The sequence below is a fragment of the Bifidobacterium sp. H6bp9 genome (assembly GCF_032193695.1).
Taxonomy (GTDB): Bacteria; Actinomycetota; Actinomycetes; order Actinomycetales; family Bifidobacteriaceae; genus Bombiscardovia; species Bombiscardovia kimbladii.
This window is the reverse complement of record NZ_JASTZY010000001.1, coordinates 116,174-130,450: the sequence shown is the minus strand read 5'-3', so window position 1 is coordinate 130,450 and position 14,277 is coordinate 116,174. Positions and strand designations below refer to the sequence as shown.

The 14,277-nt window shown below is 58.8% G+C and carries 10 protein-coding genes; 9 read left to right on the top strand and 1 reads right to left on the bottom strand.

Annotation, left to right across the window (positions count from 1 at the left end):
* The first annotated feature begins 1 nt into the window (after position 1).
* From QRX40_RS00475 to QRX40_RS00455, 5 genes are all read left to right on the top strand, one after another.
* Positions 2–760 carry a response regulator transcription factor gene (locus QRX40_RS00475; protein ID WP_306221060.1) on the top strand — a complete coding sequence of 253 codons (759 nt, stop codon included), beginning with the start codon at positions 2–4 and terminating at the stop codon, positions 758–760.
* 19 nt (positions 761–779) lie between these two features.
* Positions 780–2,684 carry a HAMP domain-containing sensor histidine kinase gene (locus QRX40_RS00470; RefSeq protein ID WP_313835571.1) on the top strand — a complete coding sequence of 635 codons (1,905 nt, stop codon included), beginning with the start codon at positions 780–782 and terminating at the stop codon, positions 2,682–2,684.
* Between the two features lie 86 nt (positions 2,685–2,770).
* A complete protein-coding gene (locus QRX40_RS00465; RefSeq protein ID WP_015022102.1) occupies positions 2,771–3,160 on the top strand; it encodes a cold-shock protein in 390 nt (129 codons plus the stop codon).
* 68 nt (positions 3,161–3,228) lie between these two features.
* Positions 3,229–4,248 (top strand): DUF3027 domain-containing protein, encoded by a 1,020-nt coding sequence (locus tag QRX40_RS00460; protein WP_313835567.1) that lies wholly within the window; start codon positions 3,229–3,231, stop codon positions 4,246–4,248.
* A gap of 102 nt (positions 4,249–4,350) precedes the next feature.
* On the top strand, positions 4,351–6,993 hold the full coding sequence (locus QRX40_RS00455) for an ATP-dependent Clp protease ATP-binding subunit (protein WP_313835565.1): 2,643 nt from the start codon (positions 4,351–4,353) through the stop codon (positions 6,991–6,993).
* A gap of 183 nt (positions 6,994–7,176) precedes the next feature.
* Here the strand turns inward: QRX40_RS00455 and iolD are convergent, their stop codons facing one another.
* On the bottom strand, positions 7,177–9,051 hold the full coding sequence (gene iolD, locus QRX40_RS00450; protein ID WP_313835563.1) for a 3D-(3,5/4)-trihydroxycyclohexane-1,2-dione acylhydrolase (decyclizing): 1,875 nt from the start codon (positions 9,049–9,051) through the stop codon (positions 7,177–7,179).
* Positions 9,052–9,306: 255 nt separating this feature from the next.
* On the opposite strand from iolD, the gene QRX40_RS00445 reads away from it, so the two are divergent.
* The 4 genes from QRX40_RS00445 to QRX40_RS00430 all read left to right on the top strand — a co-directional run bounded on the left by QRX40_RS00445 (position 9,307) and on the right by QRX40_RS00430 (position 14,231).
* Entirely contained in the window at positions 9,307–10,767 is a 1,461-nt protein-coding gene (locus tag QRX40_RS00445) for an NAD-dependent succinate-semialdehyde dehydrogenase (protein WP_313835562.1), read from the top strand.
* Between the two features lie 170 nt (positions 10,768–10,937).
* Positions 10,938–11,771: a helix-turn-helix domain-containing protein gene (locus QRX40_RS00440; protein ID WP_313835560.1), complete on the top strand. Its 834-nt coding sequence runs from the start codon at positions 10,938–10,940 to the stop codon at positions 11,769–11,771.
* Positions 11,752–12,552, top strand: a complete 801-nt coding sequence (locus QRX40_RS00435) for an IclR family transcriptional regulator (RefSeq protein WP_313835558.1) — start codon at positions 11,752–11,754, stop codon at positions 12,550–12,552. The genes QRX40_RS00440 and QRX40_RS00435 overlap by 20 nt, the downstream gene beginning before the upstream one ends.
* 251 nt (positions 12,553–12,803) lie before the next feature.
* Positions 12,804–14,231: a sugar porter family MFS transporter gene (locus QRX40_RS00430; protein ID WP_313835557.1), complete on the top strand. Its 1,428-nt coding sequence runs from the start codon at positions 12,804–12,806 to the stop codon at positions 14,229–14,231.
* The last annotated feature ends 46 nt before the right edge of the window (positions 14,232–14,277 follow it).

The following is a 14,277-nucleotide window of genomic DNA, read 5'->3' as shown; positions in this document are numbered from 1 at the left end:
CATGAGCAAACCGACGCAAGCACAACTGGTCGTGGTCGACGACGAACCGTCCATCAGGGATCTGCTGGTGGCCTCCCTGCACTTCGCAGGCTTTGCGGTCGAGACCGCGGCGTCCGGCTCCGAGGCCATTCAGGTCATTGAGCGCATCCAGCCCGATCTGATCGTCCTGGATGTCATGCTGCCTGATATCGATGGATTCACGGTCACCTCCCGTATCCGTCAGGAGGGAATCGAGGCGCCGGTGCTCTTCCTGACGGCCAGAGATGATACCCAGGACAAGGTCATGGGGCTGACTGTGGGCGGCGACGACTACGTGACCAAACCCTTCAGCCTGGAGGAGGTTGTGGCCAGGATCAAGGCCATATTGCGCAGGACGCGTGAGCATCAGGAGGACGATCCGATCATCCGCGTAGGGGATCTGGAGATCAACGAGGATTCGCACGACGTCACCAGGGCCGGGCGACCCATCGACCTGAGTCCGACCGAATACAAGCTGCTGCGCTACCTGATGGACAATGAGGGCCGCGTGCTCAGCAAGGCGCAGATTCTGGATCATGTCTGGCAGTACGACTGGGGCGGGGATGCGGCCATTGTGGAGTCCTACATCTCCTACCTGCGCAAGAAGGTGGACGGCATCACCATCAGTGACGGACATGGCGGGGAGCGCAAGGTCACCCCGCTGATCGAGACCAAGCGGGGCATCGGCTACATGATTCGGGCCCCTAGGCAGAACGCATCGGATGGCGGCGATGGCGACTAGTCCCTTGGGCTCGACTCCCATGGCAGAACCGTCGGCTGACGGGGCCAACTCCGTCATGGGTTCGGATTCCGGCAAGGGAAAGGGCTCCGGCAGGCCGAGGGGTCGGTTCATGCACAGGTCGCCGCTGGCTGCCATTCCCTTAAGCACCAAACTTGTGGCCAGCATGCTCATCCTGCTCATCGTGGGCACGGTGGGTGTCTCTGTGGCCATCTGCCAGATGGCCGATGACTATCTGATGAAGCGCACGGACTCCCAGTTGATACGCCAGGCCAACCTGGGCATCCGCAACGCCACCCTTCTGCGCCAGGAGGATCTGAGCAAGAATGGCCTTGGCCCCACTGACTATTTCCTGCAGATCCGCGACGACAAGCTGCACATTATTTCGGACGATCTGAATCCTATGCAGGTCAACGGGGTCATTTCCCGCCCTCGTCTGCCCGCCGACGGCAGCCTGGACTCGATACCCCTGGGCAAGCCGACCACGGTACCGGCCTATGTGCGCGTCTCGCGACAGGCCTCGCCAGACCGGGACACCATGAAGCGAGCCCGGGCCTCCTGGCGAGTGGTGGCCATGCAGTGGAAGCTGCGCAACGAACTGGACGGCTCCGAAATCAGCGGCATCCTCTTCATCGGTCTGTCCATGAGCGACCAGGACGAGGCCGTGCACGATCTGACGGCTTTCTGCATGATCATTGCCGTTGTTGTGGTCCTTCTGGGCGGAGTCATCTCGGTTCTGCTGATCCAGTCCACCCTGGTTCCCCTCAAACGCATCGAGAAGACTGCTGCCAAGATAGCGGCCGGTGACCTATCCCAACGCATTCCCAGCTTCCCGGAGAACACCGAGGTGGGTTCCCTGGCAGCATCCCTGAATGCCATGCTGACGCGAATCGAGCATTCCTTCGACGAGCAGCGCCAGACCACCGAAAAGATGAAACAGTTTGTTTCGGATGCCAGCCATGAGCTTCGTACCCCTCTGGCCGCCATCCACGGCTATGCAGAGCTCTACAGGATGCAGCGCGACTATCCCGGGGCTCTGGAGCGTGCCGACAAGTCCATCCAGCACATCGAAGACTCTTCGACCAGGATGACGGTCCTGGTCACGGATCTGCTCTCGCTTGCACGTCTGGATGAGGGCAGGGGGATCGACCCGACCCTGCCGGTCGATCTGACCGGACTGGTGCGAGACGGGGTGGACGACCTGCATGCCTTGGACCCGGGCAGAGAAGTGGCTACAGGAAGGGTTTGCCTGCATACCGAAGACCAGCCCGCCCCCCAGGAGAAGCCGGTCACGCCCAACAAGGGTCTGCCGGGCCTCAAGGGACGCAACAAGGAAAAGATCACCGTGGGCGGGCACCTTGGCCCGGCCGTCAGCCTGGACATCCAGGAGGGTCCCCTGCCCTCGGTACCGGTGACTGGCGATCCCAGCCGCCTGCGTCAGGTGATTACCAATATCGTGGGCAATATCCACCGCTACACCCCAGCCGATTCGCCGGTCCAGGTGGGATTGGGCCTGGTCAAGGCGACCATCGCTCCAGCGGATCTGACCAGGTTGGAGGCCACTGAGTCCTCGCTGGGACACCTGACTGAGGCGATCCAGGTGGCAGAGAACAGCCATGTGGGCACCGACTATGCCATCATCCGGGTGGTTGACCACGGGCCAGGCGTTCCGGAGGAATCCAGGTCCAGGCTCTTCGAGCGCTTCTACACGGCCGACCCGTCCAGGGCTCGGGAGAAAGGCGGCACGGGGCTTGGACTGGCCATTGTCCAGTCCATTGTCAAGGCTCATCAGGGATTCATATGTGCCTCGCAGACCCCGGGAGGCGGCTTGACCTTCACCATCGTCATACCCCAGGGCGTCATCCGGGATCAGGGGCGCCTTGGGGACCAGGCCAATTCTGCCCCCAGCCGTCCCGTACGCCCATGACAAGATGGGTCGTCCTGCCCGTTGCGTTCAGGTAGACTGAGTTCGGATATATCAGTTCAAGAAGCAACGTAAGGAAGTGGCAGAGCATGCCCAGCGGGAGAGTACGGTGGTACGACGCCAAGCGGGGGTTCGGGTTCATCACGGATGAACAAGGCGGGGATGTCTTCCTGCCCTCATCGGCCCTGCCCGCCGGGGTGTCCACCATACGCAAGGGATCCCGGGTGGAGTTCTCAGTGGCTGAGGGCCGCAAGGGCCCCCAGGCCCTGGATCTGAAGCTGGTGGGGCCGACCCCCTCCATTCTGCGTGCCAAGCGACCTGATCCGGACGACATGGCCGCCATCGTGGAGGACTTGATCAAGCTGCTGGACTCCGCGGGCAATGGCCTGCGTAGACACCACTATCCAGGTCGGGCTGAATCCGCCAAGCTGGCCACCCTCTTAAGGGCTGTGGCCGATGACTTCGACGTGCCGGACTGAGCAGACGGCGATAACAATCCCACGTGGATCGGTCTGATCCGGTCCCACTGATGATGAAGGTGTGATAGATGGTTCAAGAGGACCTGGATCCTGAGGAACTGGCTAGGCGAGTGGCTCTGAGCGTGGCCGCCGACAGCGATGAGGTCGGTGGGCTGGTCGGCCGCACCCTGATTGGTGACGGAGTCTGGGACTACCGGTTCGCCTCGGCCATCAAGGGCTATGAGGGCTGGCAGTGGTCGGTCACCCTCTACCGTGATGAGGATGCCGATACCTGGACTGTGGATGAATCCTCTCTGGTGCCTACAGATGCGGCCCTGCAGCCGCCCGCTTGGGTTCCCTGGAAGGACCGCCTGCTGCCCTCGGATCTGAGCGTGACCGATGCCATGGGAACCGAGCCTGACGACCCCAGGCTGACAGCCGGATACAAGCCAGCGCAAGCTAGCCATCAGAATTCTCAAGTACAGCAGAACCCCGAAGATGATAACCCCGAAGATGATGAAGAAGGCCAGCAAGAATCGAGTCCCCTTGTTGGTGATGGGTCCGATCAGGAGACTGACGGCGTGGTCTTCCGCCTGGCAGACCGCCCAAGTGGAGAAAAAGACGTTCACGAGCAGGAATCGAATGATCATATTCCCCTCGGCGCACAGACCTCTTCCGATGACCTGGATGAGGCCGTCGACCGTTTCGCTCTGACCCGCCGACACGTGATGACGGCCGAGGCCAGGACGGCGACCGCCAAACGTTGGTACGAGGGTCAGCACGGTCCCAAGTCCCTGTCGACCAGGACGGCCAAGGGCAAGGCCTGCGAGACCTGTGGCTTCATGATTCCCCTGGCAGGCGATCTGGGGACCATGTTTGGCGTCTGCGCCAACCGATGGAGCCCGGACGACGGGCGCGTGGTCTCCCTGGATCATGGCTGCGGCGAGCATTCCGAGATCGAGCCCCAGGAGGAGTCCCATCTCTGGGTCCAGTCCCAGCCGGCCTATGACGATCTTCATATTGACGTGGTCAGGCAGAAGCCCCGTGAGGAGCGCCCAGAGGTGGAACTCATGGAGCAGATGCAGTCAGAAGACGGCTCAGAGGACTGATTCCAAGGCCTCGTTGCGTTCAGAGCGCAATCACCGGCGGGCCGAGAATAAACGTCACCGTAAATCTGTAGAGTGAATTACGGATCAAAGGGAAGGACAAGTATGTTCGAACGGTTTACCGACCGTGCGCGGCGGGTGATTGTGCTGGCGCAGGAAGAGGCCCGCACCCTGCAGCACAATTACATCGGCACCGAGCACCTCCTCCTGGGCCTGATCAGGGAGGGTGACGGTGTTGCCGCCAAGGCCCTGGCCTCCAAGGGCGTGGAACTGGATGCCACCCGCAAACAGGTTGAGGAGATGATCGGTAAGGGCAATGCGGTTCCCAATGGGCATATCCCATTCACCCCGCACGCCCGTCAGGTCCTGGAGCTGTCGCTGCGCGAAGCGCTTCAGCTGGGCCACTCTTACATTGGCACTGAGCACATTCTGCTGGGACTCATTCGCGAGGGTGAGGGTGTCGGCACCCAGGTGCTGATCAAGATGGGCGTGGATCTGGGCGATCTGCGGACCGCCACTATTGACATGATTCGCGGCAACCACGAGGGCGGCGATGCCGGCAAGGGCGATCTGGCCAATGCCGGCGGCGTTTCCAACAAGGGCGGACAGACCGGTTCGGCCATTCTGGACCAGTTCGGCAGGAACCTGACTCAGGAGGCCGCTGAAGGCAAGCTGGATCCGGTCATCGGCCGGGCCAACGAGATCGAGCGGGTCATGGTCGTCCTTTCCAGGAGGACCAAGAACAACCCCGTGCTGATCGGAGAGCCCGGTGTAGGCAAGACCGCTGTGGTCGAGGGCCTGGCGCAGAAGATTCATGAGGGCGATGTTCCCGAGACCCTCAAGGGCAAGCAGGTCTACTCGCTGGATCTGGGTTCCATGGTGGCCGGTTCACGCTACCGGGGCGACTTCGAGGAGCGCCTGAAGAAGGTGCTCAAGGAGATCAAGACCCGCGGCGACATCATCCTCTTCATCGATGAGATTCACACCATCGTCGGCGCAGGTTCGGCTGACGGGGCCCTGGGCGCCTCTGACATGCTCAAGCCCCTGCTGGCCCGCGGCGAGCTGCAGACCATCGGAGCGACCACTACCGACGAGTACCGCAAGTACATCGAGAAGGATGCGGCCCTGGAGCGGCGCTTCCAGCCCATTCAGGTCTCCGAGCCCACCATCGCCCAGACCATCGAGATCCTCAAGGGTCTGCGTGGCCGTTATGAGCATCACCACCATGTCACTATCACTGACAAGGCCCTGCAGTCGGCGGCTGAGCTCTCTGCGCGCTACATCCAGGACAGGAACCTGCCTGACAAGGCTATCGATCTGATCGATGAGGCCGGCGCACGCCTGCGCATCAAGCGGCTGACCGCCCCGCCGGAGCTCAAGGAGCTGGACGCCAAGGTGGATCGCATCTCCGCCCAGAAGGATCAGGCCATCAAGGACCAGGACTTCGAGAAGGCCGCTCAGCTGCGCGACAGCCAGGAGAAGCTGGAGGCCGAGCGCAAGGAGAAGGAACAGGCCTGGCACGAGGGCGAGTCCGACGTCAAGATGGTTGTCGATGAGGATGTGATCGCCGAGGTGGTCTCTTCGACCACCGGCATCCCGGTCTTCAAGCTGACCCAGGCCGAATCCAAGAAGCTCTTGGGCATGGAGAAGGAGCTGCACAAGCGGATCATCGGCCAGGACGAGGCCGTCTCCGCCCTGTCCCGCTCCATCCGCCGCACCCGTGTGGGTCTCAAGGATCCCAAGCGTCCCGCAGGTTCCTTCATCTTCGCCGGCCCCACCGGCGTGGGCAAGACCGAGCTGGCCAAGGCTCTGGCCCAGTTCCTCTTTGACGATGAGAATGCCCTGATCCGGGTGGATATGTCCGAGTTCTCGGAGAAGTACTCCACCTCTCGTCTCTTCGGCGCCCCTCCGGGGTACGTGGGCTACGAAGAGGGCGGCGAGCTGACCGAGAAGGTCAGGCGCAAGCCGTTCTCTGTAGTCCTCTTCGACGAGATCGAGAAGGCTCACCCGGACATCTTCAACACCCTTCTGCAGGTGCTGGACGACGGCCACCTGACCGATGGGCAGGGTCGCATGGTGGACTTCAAGAACACCATCATCATCCTGACCACCAACCTGGGAACCCGCGACATCGCCAAGGCGGCCAATACCGGCTTCAACGTGAGCGGCAACACCGAAACCTCCTATCAGCGGATGAAGGACCAAGTGACCAGTGAGCTCAAGCAGCAGTTCAGGCCCGAGTTCCTGAACCGTCTGGATGACATCATCGTCTTCCAGCAGCTGACCGAGCCCCAGGTCCGTCAGATCGTCGATCTGGACATCGCTCAGCTCAACGATCGTCTCTTCGAGCGCCACATGTCCTTGGATCTGACCGACAAGGCCAAGGACCTGCTGGCCGAAAAGGGCTTCGATCCGCTCCTGGGTGCCCGGCCTCTGCGCCGCGTCATCCAGCGGGACATCGAGGATGCGGTCTCCGAGAAGATCCTCATGGGCGAACTTACGGACAACGAGTCCGTCCAGGTCGATGCCGAAGGCGAGGGCATCCTGGGCGAGTTCACCTTCACTGGCAAGCCCTTCGAAGGACCCCGTCATGCGGCCAGCTCCGCTGATAAACAGGATCAGAAGTCTGAACTGGTCGGAGCGCAGGTGTCTGCTGCCCCGGATGCCGACCTTTCCGAGGATGCCTCCCAGGTAGAGCGGGCAGAGCATCCCCTGGGCGATGAGCCATCAGAAGGTTCAGCTGAGTAAGCAGATCTGAATCGTCTCTGGAGATGTTCAGCGGCGAATCAAGGTTCAAACCACAGTGATGGGGTGGGAACACAAGCCGTGTTCCCACCCCATCACTGTTATTGTCGGGCTCTCCCGGTTCAATCCTGACATCCTGCAGGCTCTGCTGTGGCAGCAGGGCCTGGTCAGGGATGAGAGAAAAGTTTACAGGTAGAGCCTCTGCTCCTTGGTGCGTACCTCCTCATAAGTCTGGTGGGCCTGCTTGCTGGAATCTATATGGGCCACCTGGGGTGTCGCTACATCCCACCAGGCCTGGGAGGAGTCGTCACGGACAACAGGGTCTACAGTCACGTAGATGGCGGCTATGGTCTCGCTGTCGACGGCCTTCTTGACTGCATCTTTGAGTTCCTCAGCATTGGTGGGGCTATAGGTGGGTACACCATACCCCTCCAGTATCTTCGGAAAATCGATGGGCAGGTAGTGCTCCTTGTCCTCCAGTCCCTGCTCATTCTTCATGTAGAAGCGGGTTTCAAATCCCTGTGATCCCACCTGATGGGAGAGAGTGTTGATGGAACCGAATCCGTGATTGTCGACCAGGATGATGATGATTTTTTCATGTTCCTGGATGGCAGTGAGCACATCCTGGTGGTACATGAGGAAGGAGGCGTCCCCGATGAAGGTGAAAATCTCCCGATCCGGTGCCGCCATACGCATTCCCAGGCCAGCTGGTATTTCGTAGCCCATGCAGGAGTACCCGTATTCGACGGAATAGCCTAGGGGGGATCCTGGTCGCCAGAGCTTCTGCAGGTCACTGGGCATGGATCCGGCGGCGTTGACCACCACATCCTGAGGCTTGGCAAAACTGTTGACAATGCCGATCACCTCCTTTTGACCGAGCTTGTCGTCTCCGGGAATATGCTGCGTCTGCCGAACAACTTCCGCCCTTGCTTCATCTGCAGCCTCTTCTGCCTGCCTGCGGTAGTCAGCAGGTACTTGCCAGTCTTTCAAGGCCCGTCCCAGTTCACGAATTGCCTCCCTGGCATCCCCGACAACCGCGATGGCTGCTTCCTTGTTGGCATCAAAAGAGGCTACATTGATATTGACAAAGCGTACCGAGGGATCCTGGAACATGGTATTCGAGGCTGAAGTAAAGTCGGTGTACCTGGTTCCGATGCCGATGATCAGGTCGGCCTGGCGAGCTAGCTGATTGGCGTATTTGAGTCCGATGGAGCCGAGAGGTCCGACATTCAAGGGATGTTCATAGGCTACGGCGCCCTTGGCTGCCTGAGTGCTGCCCACTGGGATGCCGGTGCGCTCAATGAAGTCGGTCAGTTCCTGGCTGGCTGAAGAGTAGACTGTACCGCCGCCGGCAATAATGAAGGGACGTTTACTGGCACGTATGGCTTCGGCGGCTGCAGCCAAAGCGTCCGCATCCGCCCTGGGCCTGCCGATCCTCCAGGTGCGTTCCTTGAAGAGGGAGGTCGGGAAGTCATAGGCTTCGGCCTGAACGTCCTGGGGCAGACAGAGTGTTACCGCCCCTGTCTTGGCCGGGCTCGTCAGCGTTTCCATGGCTGCCAAGAGCGCAGCTGGCAGCTGTTCGGGACGATTGATCCTATCCCAGTAACGACTGACGGGGCGCAGGGAATCGTTGCCGGAAACGTCATAGGAGCGCTCATCCTCAATCTGTTGCAGGACTGAACCGGCACGACGGGTAGAGAAAATATCGCTGGGCAGCAGGAGGACGGGAAGATGATTAACCGTTGCTGTGCCAGCAGCGGTCACTAGGTTGGCGGCTCCTGGACCAATGGAGGTGGTCACAGCCATGGCCCCCATGCGGTTTTTGAGTCGTGCATAGCCCACAGCTATGTGGCCCATGCCTTGTTCATTGCGCCCTTGGATGAAGCGCATTCGTTCTTTCTCCTCTAAAAAGGCCTGCCCAACGCCGCCGACATTGCCATGTCCCATGATGCCCAGGGCGCCTCCGAAGAAGGTGTTGGTCTGTCCGTCTCGAGTGACTTGTTGGGCCTCTAAGAACCGCACAATGGCCTGTCCGACCGTCAATCGTATCGTTGATACCATTTCGATGTATCCCTCGCTTTCGTATATACATACCCTCAAGTAGCCTCCGGCTCATGTCTACAGGCGTCCTTGCCCTGCCTGCCTTCTGCCTGGGACCTGAATGGGTCATTGTCTCAGATCAAATACTACTGACTACATATGCAAAAAATATCATTAAATGGACAAAATGTCTAAAATTTAGTATGTTGAAAGTGCTTATCCGCGCAGAGGAATATTTTTGCTGCAAAGAAGCGGTGAAAGGGAGGAATAGACGGTATGTGGAAATACAAGGTTGAGTCAGTGCTTCCCCAGTCAGGAAAGAGTTTGTTCATCGATGGACAGTGGAGGGCTGCCGACAGTGGCAAGGTATTTACTGTAGAAAACCCTGCCGATGGCTCTACGCTCTACCAGGCATCAGACGGGGACAAGCAGGAGGCGCTGGCTGCTTTGGACAGTGCTGACCGGGCCCAAGAGTCTTGGGGCCAGTCAACGCCGGAAGAGCGAAGGAACATTCTGCAAACAGCCTATGAGGCCCTGATGGACAATAAGGAGATTTTTGCAGAGCTGATGACCCGGGAAATGGGCAAGAGTTTCAAGCAGGCGCTGGGGGAGGTGGACTACGGTGGAGGCTTCCTCAAGTGGTTCTCAGAGGAGGCCATGCGTGAATATGGCAGGACTTTCCACCTGCCAGACGGCCGCAAGGGTCTGGTCACCCATGATCCGGTGGGCCCCTGCTACCTGATCACCCCCTGGAATTTCCCGCTAGCTATGGGAACCAGGAAGATTGGACCAGCCCTGGCTGCCGGCGATACCGTGGTGGTCAAGCCCGCCGAGCTGACCCCTCTTACCACGTTGGCGCTAGTGGAGATTCTTCGACAGGCAGGAGTGCCTAAGGGTGTGGTCAATGTCATCACAACCTCCCATTCCTCCCACATTTCAGATGCTCTCTTTGCCGACCAGCGGTTGCGTAAGGTGAGCTTTACGGGTTCCACCCCTGTGGGTGTCAAGCTGATGAAGCAGGCGGCCGACAATGTGCTGCGGACCTCCATGGAGTTGGGTGGCAACGCTCCCTTTGTGGTCTTCGATGATGCCGACATCGACGCGGCTGTCGACGGGGTCATGCTGGCCAAATTCCGCAACTATGGGGAGGCCTGCACCTCAGCCAACAGGATTCTGGTCCAGAACGGGGTTGCCGATGAGTTTGTGGCTAAGGTGAAGGAACGTATTGAGGCCTTGGTCGTGGGTGACGGCATGGATGAGGCAACCGATATCGGCCCCCTGATTGACGTCAAGGCCGTAGAGCGCATTGGCAGCCTGGTCGATGAGGCAGTCAGCCAAGGGGCGGAACTGATTGTCGGCGGTCACAGGGATGAGCATGGAGAACGCTATTTCCAGCCGACGCTCCTGGACCGGGTTCCCCGTCAAGCTCGGGTCTATGCCGAGGAAATCTTTGGGCCCGTCCTGGCGGTGAGCCGTTTTGGCAGTGACGAGGAAGGTATCCGGGCTGCTAACGACACGCCTTACGGGCTGGCGGCATATGCCTACACCAGTTCAATCAAGCGCAGTGAACTCATGCAGCGCCGTAGTGAGTCCGGTGTCCTGGCCATAAATTCCGGCGTGCTATCCGATGCCACGGTTCCCTTTGGAGGGGTCAAGCAATCAGGTGTTGGCAGAGAAGGTGGAGCCGAAGGCATCTTTGAATATATGACTACCAAGTACACCCTGCTGGTGCCCTGATGTTCTAAGCCTTTCGACCTGCGCAAACTCGAGAGGTGGAGGGGGGGGGGCAGCACCCCCTACTTTTGGATCTGGCGGCAGTGGGCTCTGCTGCTGCGCCATTAGACTGCTGACACCATATAATATGCACTGGGCATGAATGGCTGATCAAGGACAAGAAGGAGGGTGCCATGAGGCAGGGTACCGGATCTGACTCAGTGCATAGCGTTGGCACCCTGACCAAGGCCAAGGCAGTCCTGGATGCCTTGGAAGAGCTTGGACCCTCCGGTATCAATGAGATCAGCACGTATGTGCATGAACCTGCCAGCTCCACCTACCGCCTGCTGTCCAATCTTGTGACCTTGGGCTGGGTGGATCATGGCCTGCATCGCGGCGAATACCGATTGGGCATCGCCTGTGTGCGCATTGGAGGCCGTATTGAGGCAAGGCTGGATGTGCAAAGCATCGCCAGGCATGTCTTTAAGAGGCAGGAGGGCTCAAACGGCAGCTGGAGCCTTTTCGTTCGTCACTATGTGCGCTCGGTCTGTGTGCAGATGACCTTCCTGGGGCAGAGTCGATTGCGCTCGCCTCAAATTGGCTACTCGTTGCCGATCAGCCTGGGTGCCCCTTCAGACGTGCTCATGGCCTTTTTGGATCAAGCGCGCTTTGAGCGCCTGATCGAGCACTATCGCTACAACGCTGACCTGGGTGGGCTGCTGTCCACCTTCCGGGAACGCTCGGTGCAGATGGCTGAAAAGGTCGTCCAACGAGGATATGCCTACGATGTTGATCAGACAGTGCCGGGGGCGCTCACCCTGGCTGCCCCCATCTTCGATCACTCTGGTCAGATAAGGGCAGCGGCCTGTTATAGTGGGCTGTCTCGATCCAGCAAGGCTCTGGTTGAGTCAGGTGCCGATTTGTGCGAGGTGACCCGCCTGCTCCAGGCTGCCAGGCAGATATCACAGGGATTAGGCTACGTGGCTGATGGCGAAGAGGGAAGATCCGATGGTAAGAAAGAGCAGTAAGGCCAGCAATCGGGAGCCGACCGGAGCCCTTTCCAAGGCTGGAAAGATTATCGATGTCCTGGCTGACAACAACGGCATCGGGCCTGCGGAAGTGGCGGCTGCCTCTGGCATCCCCCGTTCTTCCGCCTATAGGATTCTGGATGGACTGGTTCAAGTCGGTCTGGTCAAGGCCAACCAGGATGATACCTATTCCCTGAGTTTGAGCTGGCTCAATCTCTCTGATGTGGCGCGCAGTTCCTTGACTGAATGGCCCAATGCCAATGAACTCTTGGCTGAGGTGACAACTCATACTGGGCAGACGACTTTCCTGACCGCCATCAGTGGTTTCGAAACCGTCTGTGTGGAATGCGCACAGGGGCCCAGCATTGATGCGCTGATCCTGCGGCCGGGTGGTACCTTGCCCTTCTTCGCCGGTGCCGCAGGCCGGGTTTGTCTGGCCTACTCCGATGAGCAGATCCAGTATGACTACCTGAAACAGGCGCCCTTTGCGGGCTATAACGAGAACTCATTGGTCACCGCTAGCGCCCTGCGCACGGATATCAAGCAGATTCAGGAGAGAGGATTTGCCATTTCCAACGAGGACATCACCATCGGTGTGGCCTCGATTGGTGTCCCTATCTTTTCCCAACAGGATGGCAGGGTGGTCGGAGCCTTGTCGACTGGAGGATTCGTGGACGCGATGATGCCGCGCTGCGAAGAACTGGCAGGACAGCTCACGGCCTATGTAGACCGTCTGGGATCAGGTCAGCTTTCGGGAACCTCATCCCATTTTTATGTCTGATGTCCAGTCCTGACGGGGCAGCGGAACAAGAAGGTCCGATCGGGCTGCTGACCGTCAATTGCAGGGATAAAATCACTTTCAGTCAGCTCATTATTCAGGTAATATTCCCGATTTATGGATAGTTTTCTGAAAAAACATCAGTTATTTGCCCTTTTGATTTTCTTTTTTGCAGTTTATTTCGTATAATGAACATGTTGACCGTAATTTGATAACGGTGTCAAATTTGGTGTTAATGGGAAGCAGGAATAAACATGGGATCATTTCAAGAGGCCTCCCAAGACATGGATGTCGAAGCCTTGGCCCGCAACCGCAAACGCTATGTCACCATGATGGTCGTGGTGGGAATTTTCGGCGGGGGACTGTATGGCTATACGCTAACCTTCCTGTCTGGGGCGCTCGTAACGATGAATTTTGACGGGTCCAATAATCAGCTCAGCGCTTGGAATCAGAGCATCATCACTGCGGTCATGCTCCTAGGTTGTGCTGTTGGTTCCTTCTGTGGCGGCAACTTGGCAGACCGCTTGGGGCGCAAGCGACTGATCCTTTATGGGGCTCTTCTCGCTCTGGTCGGGGCGCTAATGTGTGCTCTGGCGACCAACATCGCCTTCTTTGCCTTCTCCCGGATGATCGTAGGCTTTGCAGTGGGGACGACCTCCTGTGTGATCCCCATATATCTTGGTGAGATGGCGCCATCCGCGCAGCGTGGCCGACTGGTTTCGGTCAATTCGGTCATGATCAATATTTCCCAGCTGCTCGCCTCGCTGGTCAACGCTGTCCTGGCAGTCAAGGCAGACTGGCATGCCATGGTTTGGGCGGCTGTGGTTCCAGCGGTCCTGCTGGTCATAACGGCCATTTTTGTCCATGAAACACCAAGCTTCCTTGCCAGGCATGGTATGGAAACCGAGGCAGTCAAGCTCCTGCTGGAAACTCGTCCAAAGTCCGAGGCGGAGGAGACTTTCACCTCCTTCCAAGCGGCGGAAAAGAATGAGACGAAGGGGACCAAGGAGAATTTCTCTACCCCCTGGCTGCGTAGGGTCTTGATCGCAGGAGTTGGTGCAGCCCTGATAAACCAGCTGGTCGGATCCAACGCCATCAACTTCTTCGCTCCTACCATGTTCTCTTCCACATTGGGCATCGACCCCGATAACTCGATTATCGCCATGGTTCCGGTCATGATTGTTTCGTCTGTTGCTGCCGTCATCGGTGGCCTCGGCTTTATCGACAAGATAAACCGCCGCACTGCACTGATGGTCGGCCTGGGCGGGGTCTCTGTCTTCCTGGCCCTGGTGGGGGTCTGCTATCTCTTTATCGACCCCAACCATCCCTCCACCAGTATGTCCTGGCTCCTCATCGGTCTGGTCATGTTTGATCTCGCCTTCGCCCAGGGCATGGTCTCGCCGGTGACCTGGCTGCTCATTGCTGAGGTATTCCCGGCAAAGGTCCGCGGTAAGGGCGTGGGGTATGCCAATGTGGCCATGAATGCAGCAAACTTTATCATCTCCCTCCTCTTCCTTCCCCTGCTCAACGCGGTCGGGGGAGCGGTCACCTTCTTCATTTTCGCACTCATCAATGTAGGAGCCGTCTTCTTTACCAAGGCCTTCATTCCGGAGACCAGGGGGAAGAGCCTGGAGCAGATTGAACAGGAGGCGAGGGCCCGCACTGCAAAATCGGAAGCCTGAACAGGAACTCTGAATGAACGGGACTGCCTGCCGGCAGGTGGGCGGT

What these genes read in the sequence shown, in the direction of transcription:
- QRX40_RS00430 (WP_313835557.1), top strand. Translation starts at nt 12,804, where the DNA reads ATGGGATCATTTCAAGAGGCCTCCCAAGACATGGATGTCGAAGCCTTG.
- QRX40_RS00475 (WP_306221060.1), top strand. Translation starts at nt 2, where the DNA reads ATGAGCAAACCGACGCAAGCACAACTGGTCGTGGTCGACGACGAACCG.
- QRX40_RS00455 (WP_313835565.1), top strand. Translation starts at nt 4,351, where the DNA reads ATGTTCGAACGGTTTACCGACCGTGCGCGGCGGGTGATTGTGCTGGCG.
- QRX40_RS00465 (WP_015022102.1), top strand. Translation starts at nt 2,771, where the DNA reads ATGCCCAGCGGGAGAGTACGGTGGTACGACGCCAAGCGGGGGTTCGGG.
- QRX40_RS00460 (WP_313835567.1), top strand. Translation starts at nt 3,229, where the DNA reads ATGGTTCAAGAGGACCTGGATCCTGAGGAACTGGCTAGGCGAGTGGCT.
- QRX40_RS00440 (WP_313835560.1), top strand. Translation starts at nt 10,938, where the DNA reads ATGAGGCAGGGTACCGGATCTGACTCAGTGCATAGCGTTGGCACCCTG.
- QRX40_RS00445 (WP_313835562.1), top strand. Translation starts at nt 9,307, where the DNA reads ATGTGGAAATACAAGGTTGAGTCAGTGCTTCCCCAGTCAGGAAAGAGT.
- QRX40_RS00470 (WP_313835571.1), top strand. Translation starts at nt 780, where the DNA reads ATGGCAGAACCGTCGGCTGACGGGGCCAACTCCGTCATGGGTTCGGAT.
- iolD (WP_313835563.1), bottom strand. Translation starts at nt 9,051, where the DNA reads ATGGTATCAACGATACGATTGACGGTCGGACAGGCCATTGTGCGGTTC.
- QRX40_RS00435 (WP_313835558.1), top strand. Translation starts at nt 11,752, where the DNA reads ATGGTAAGAAAGAGCAGTAAGGCCAGCAATCGGGAGCCGACCGGAGCC.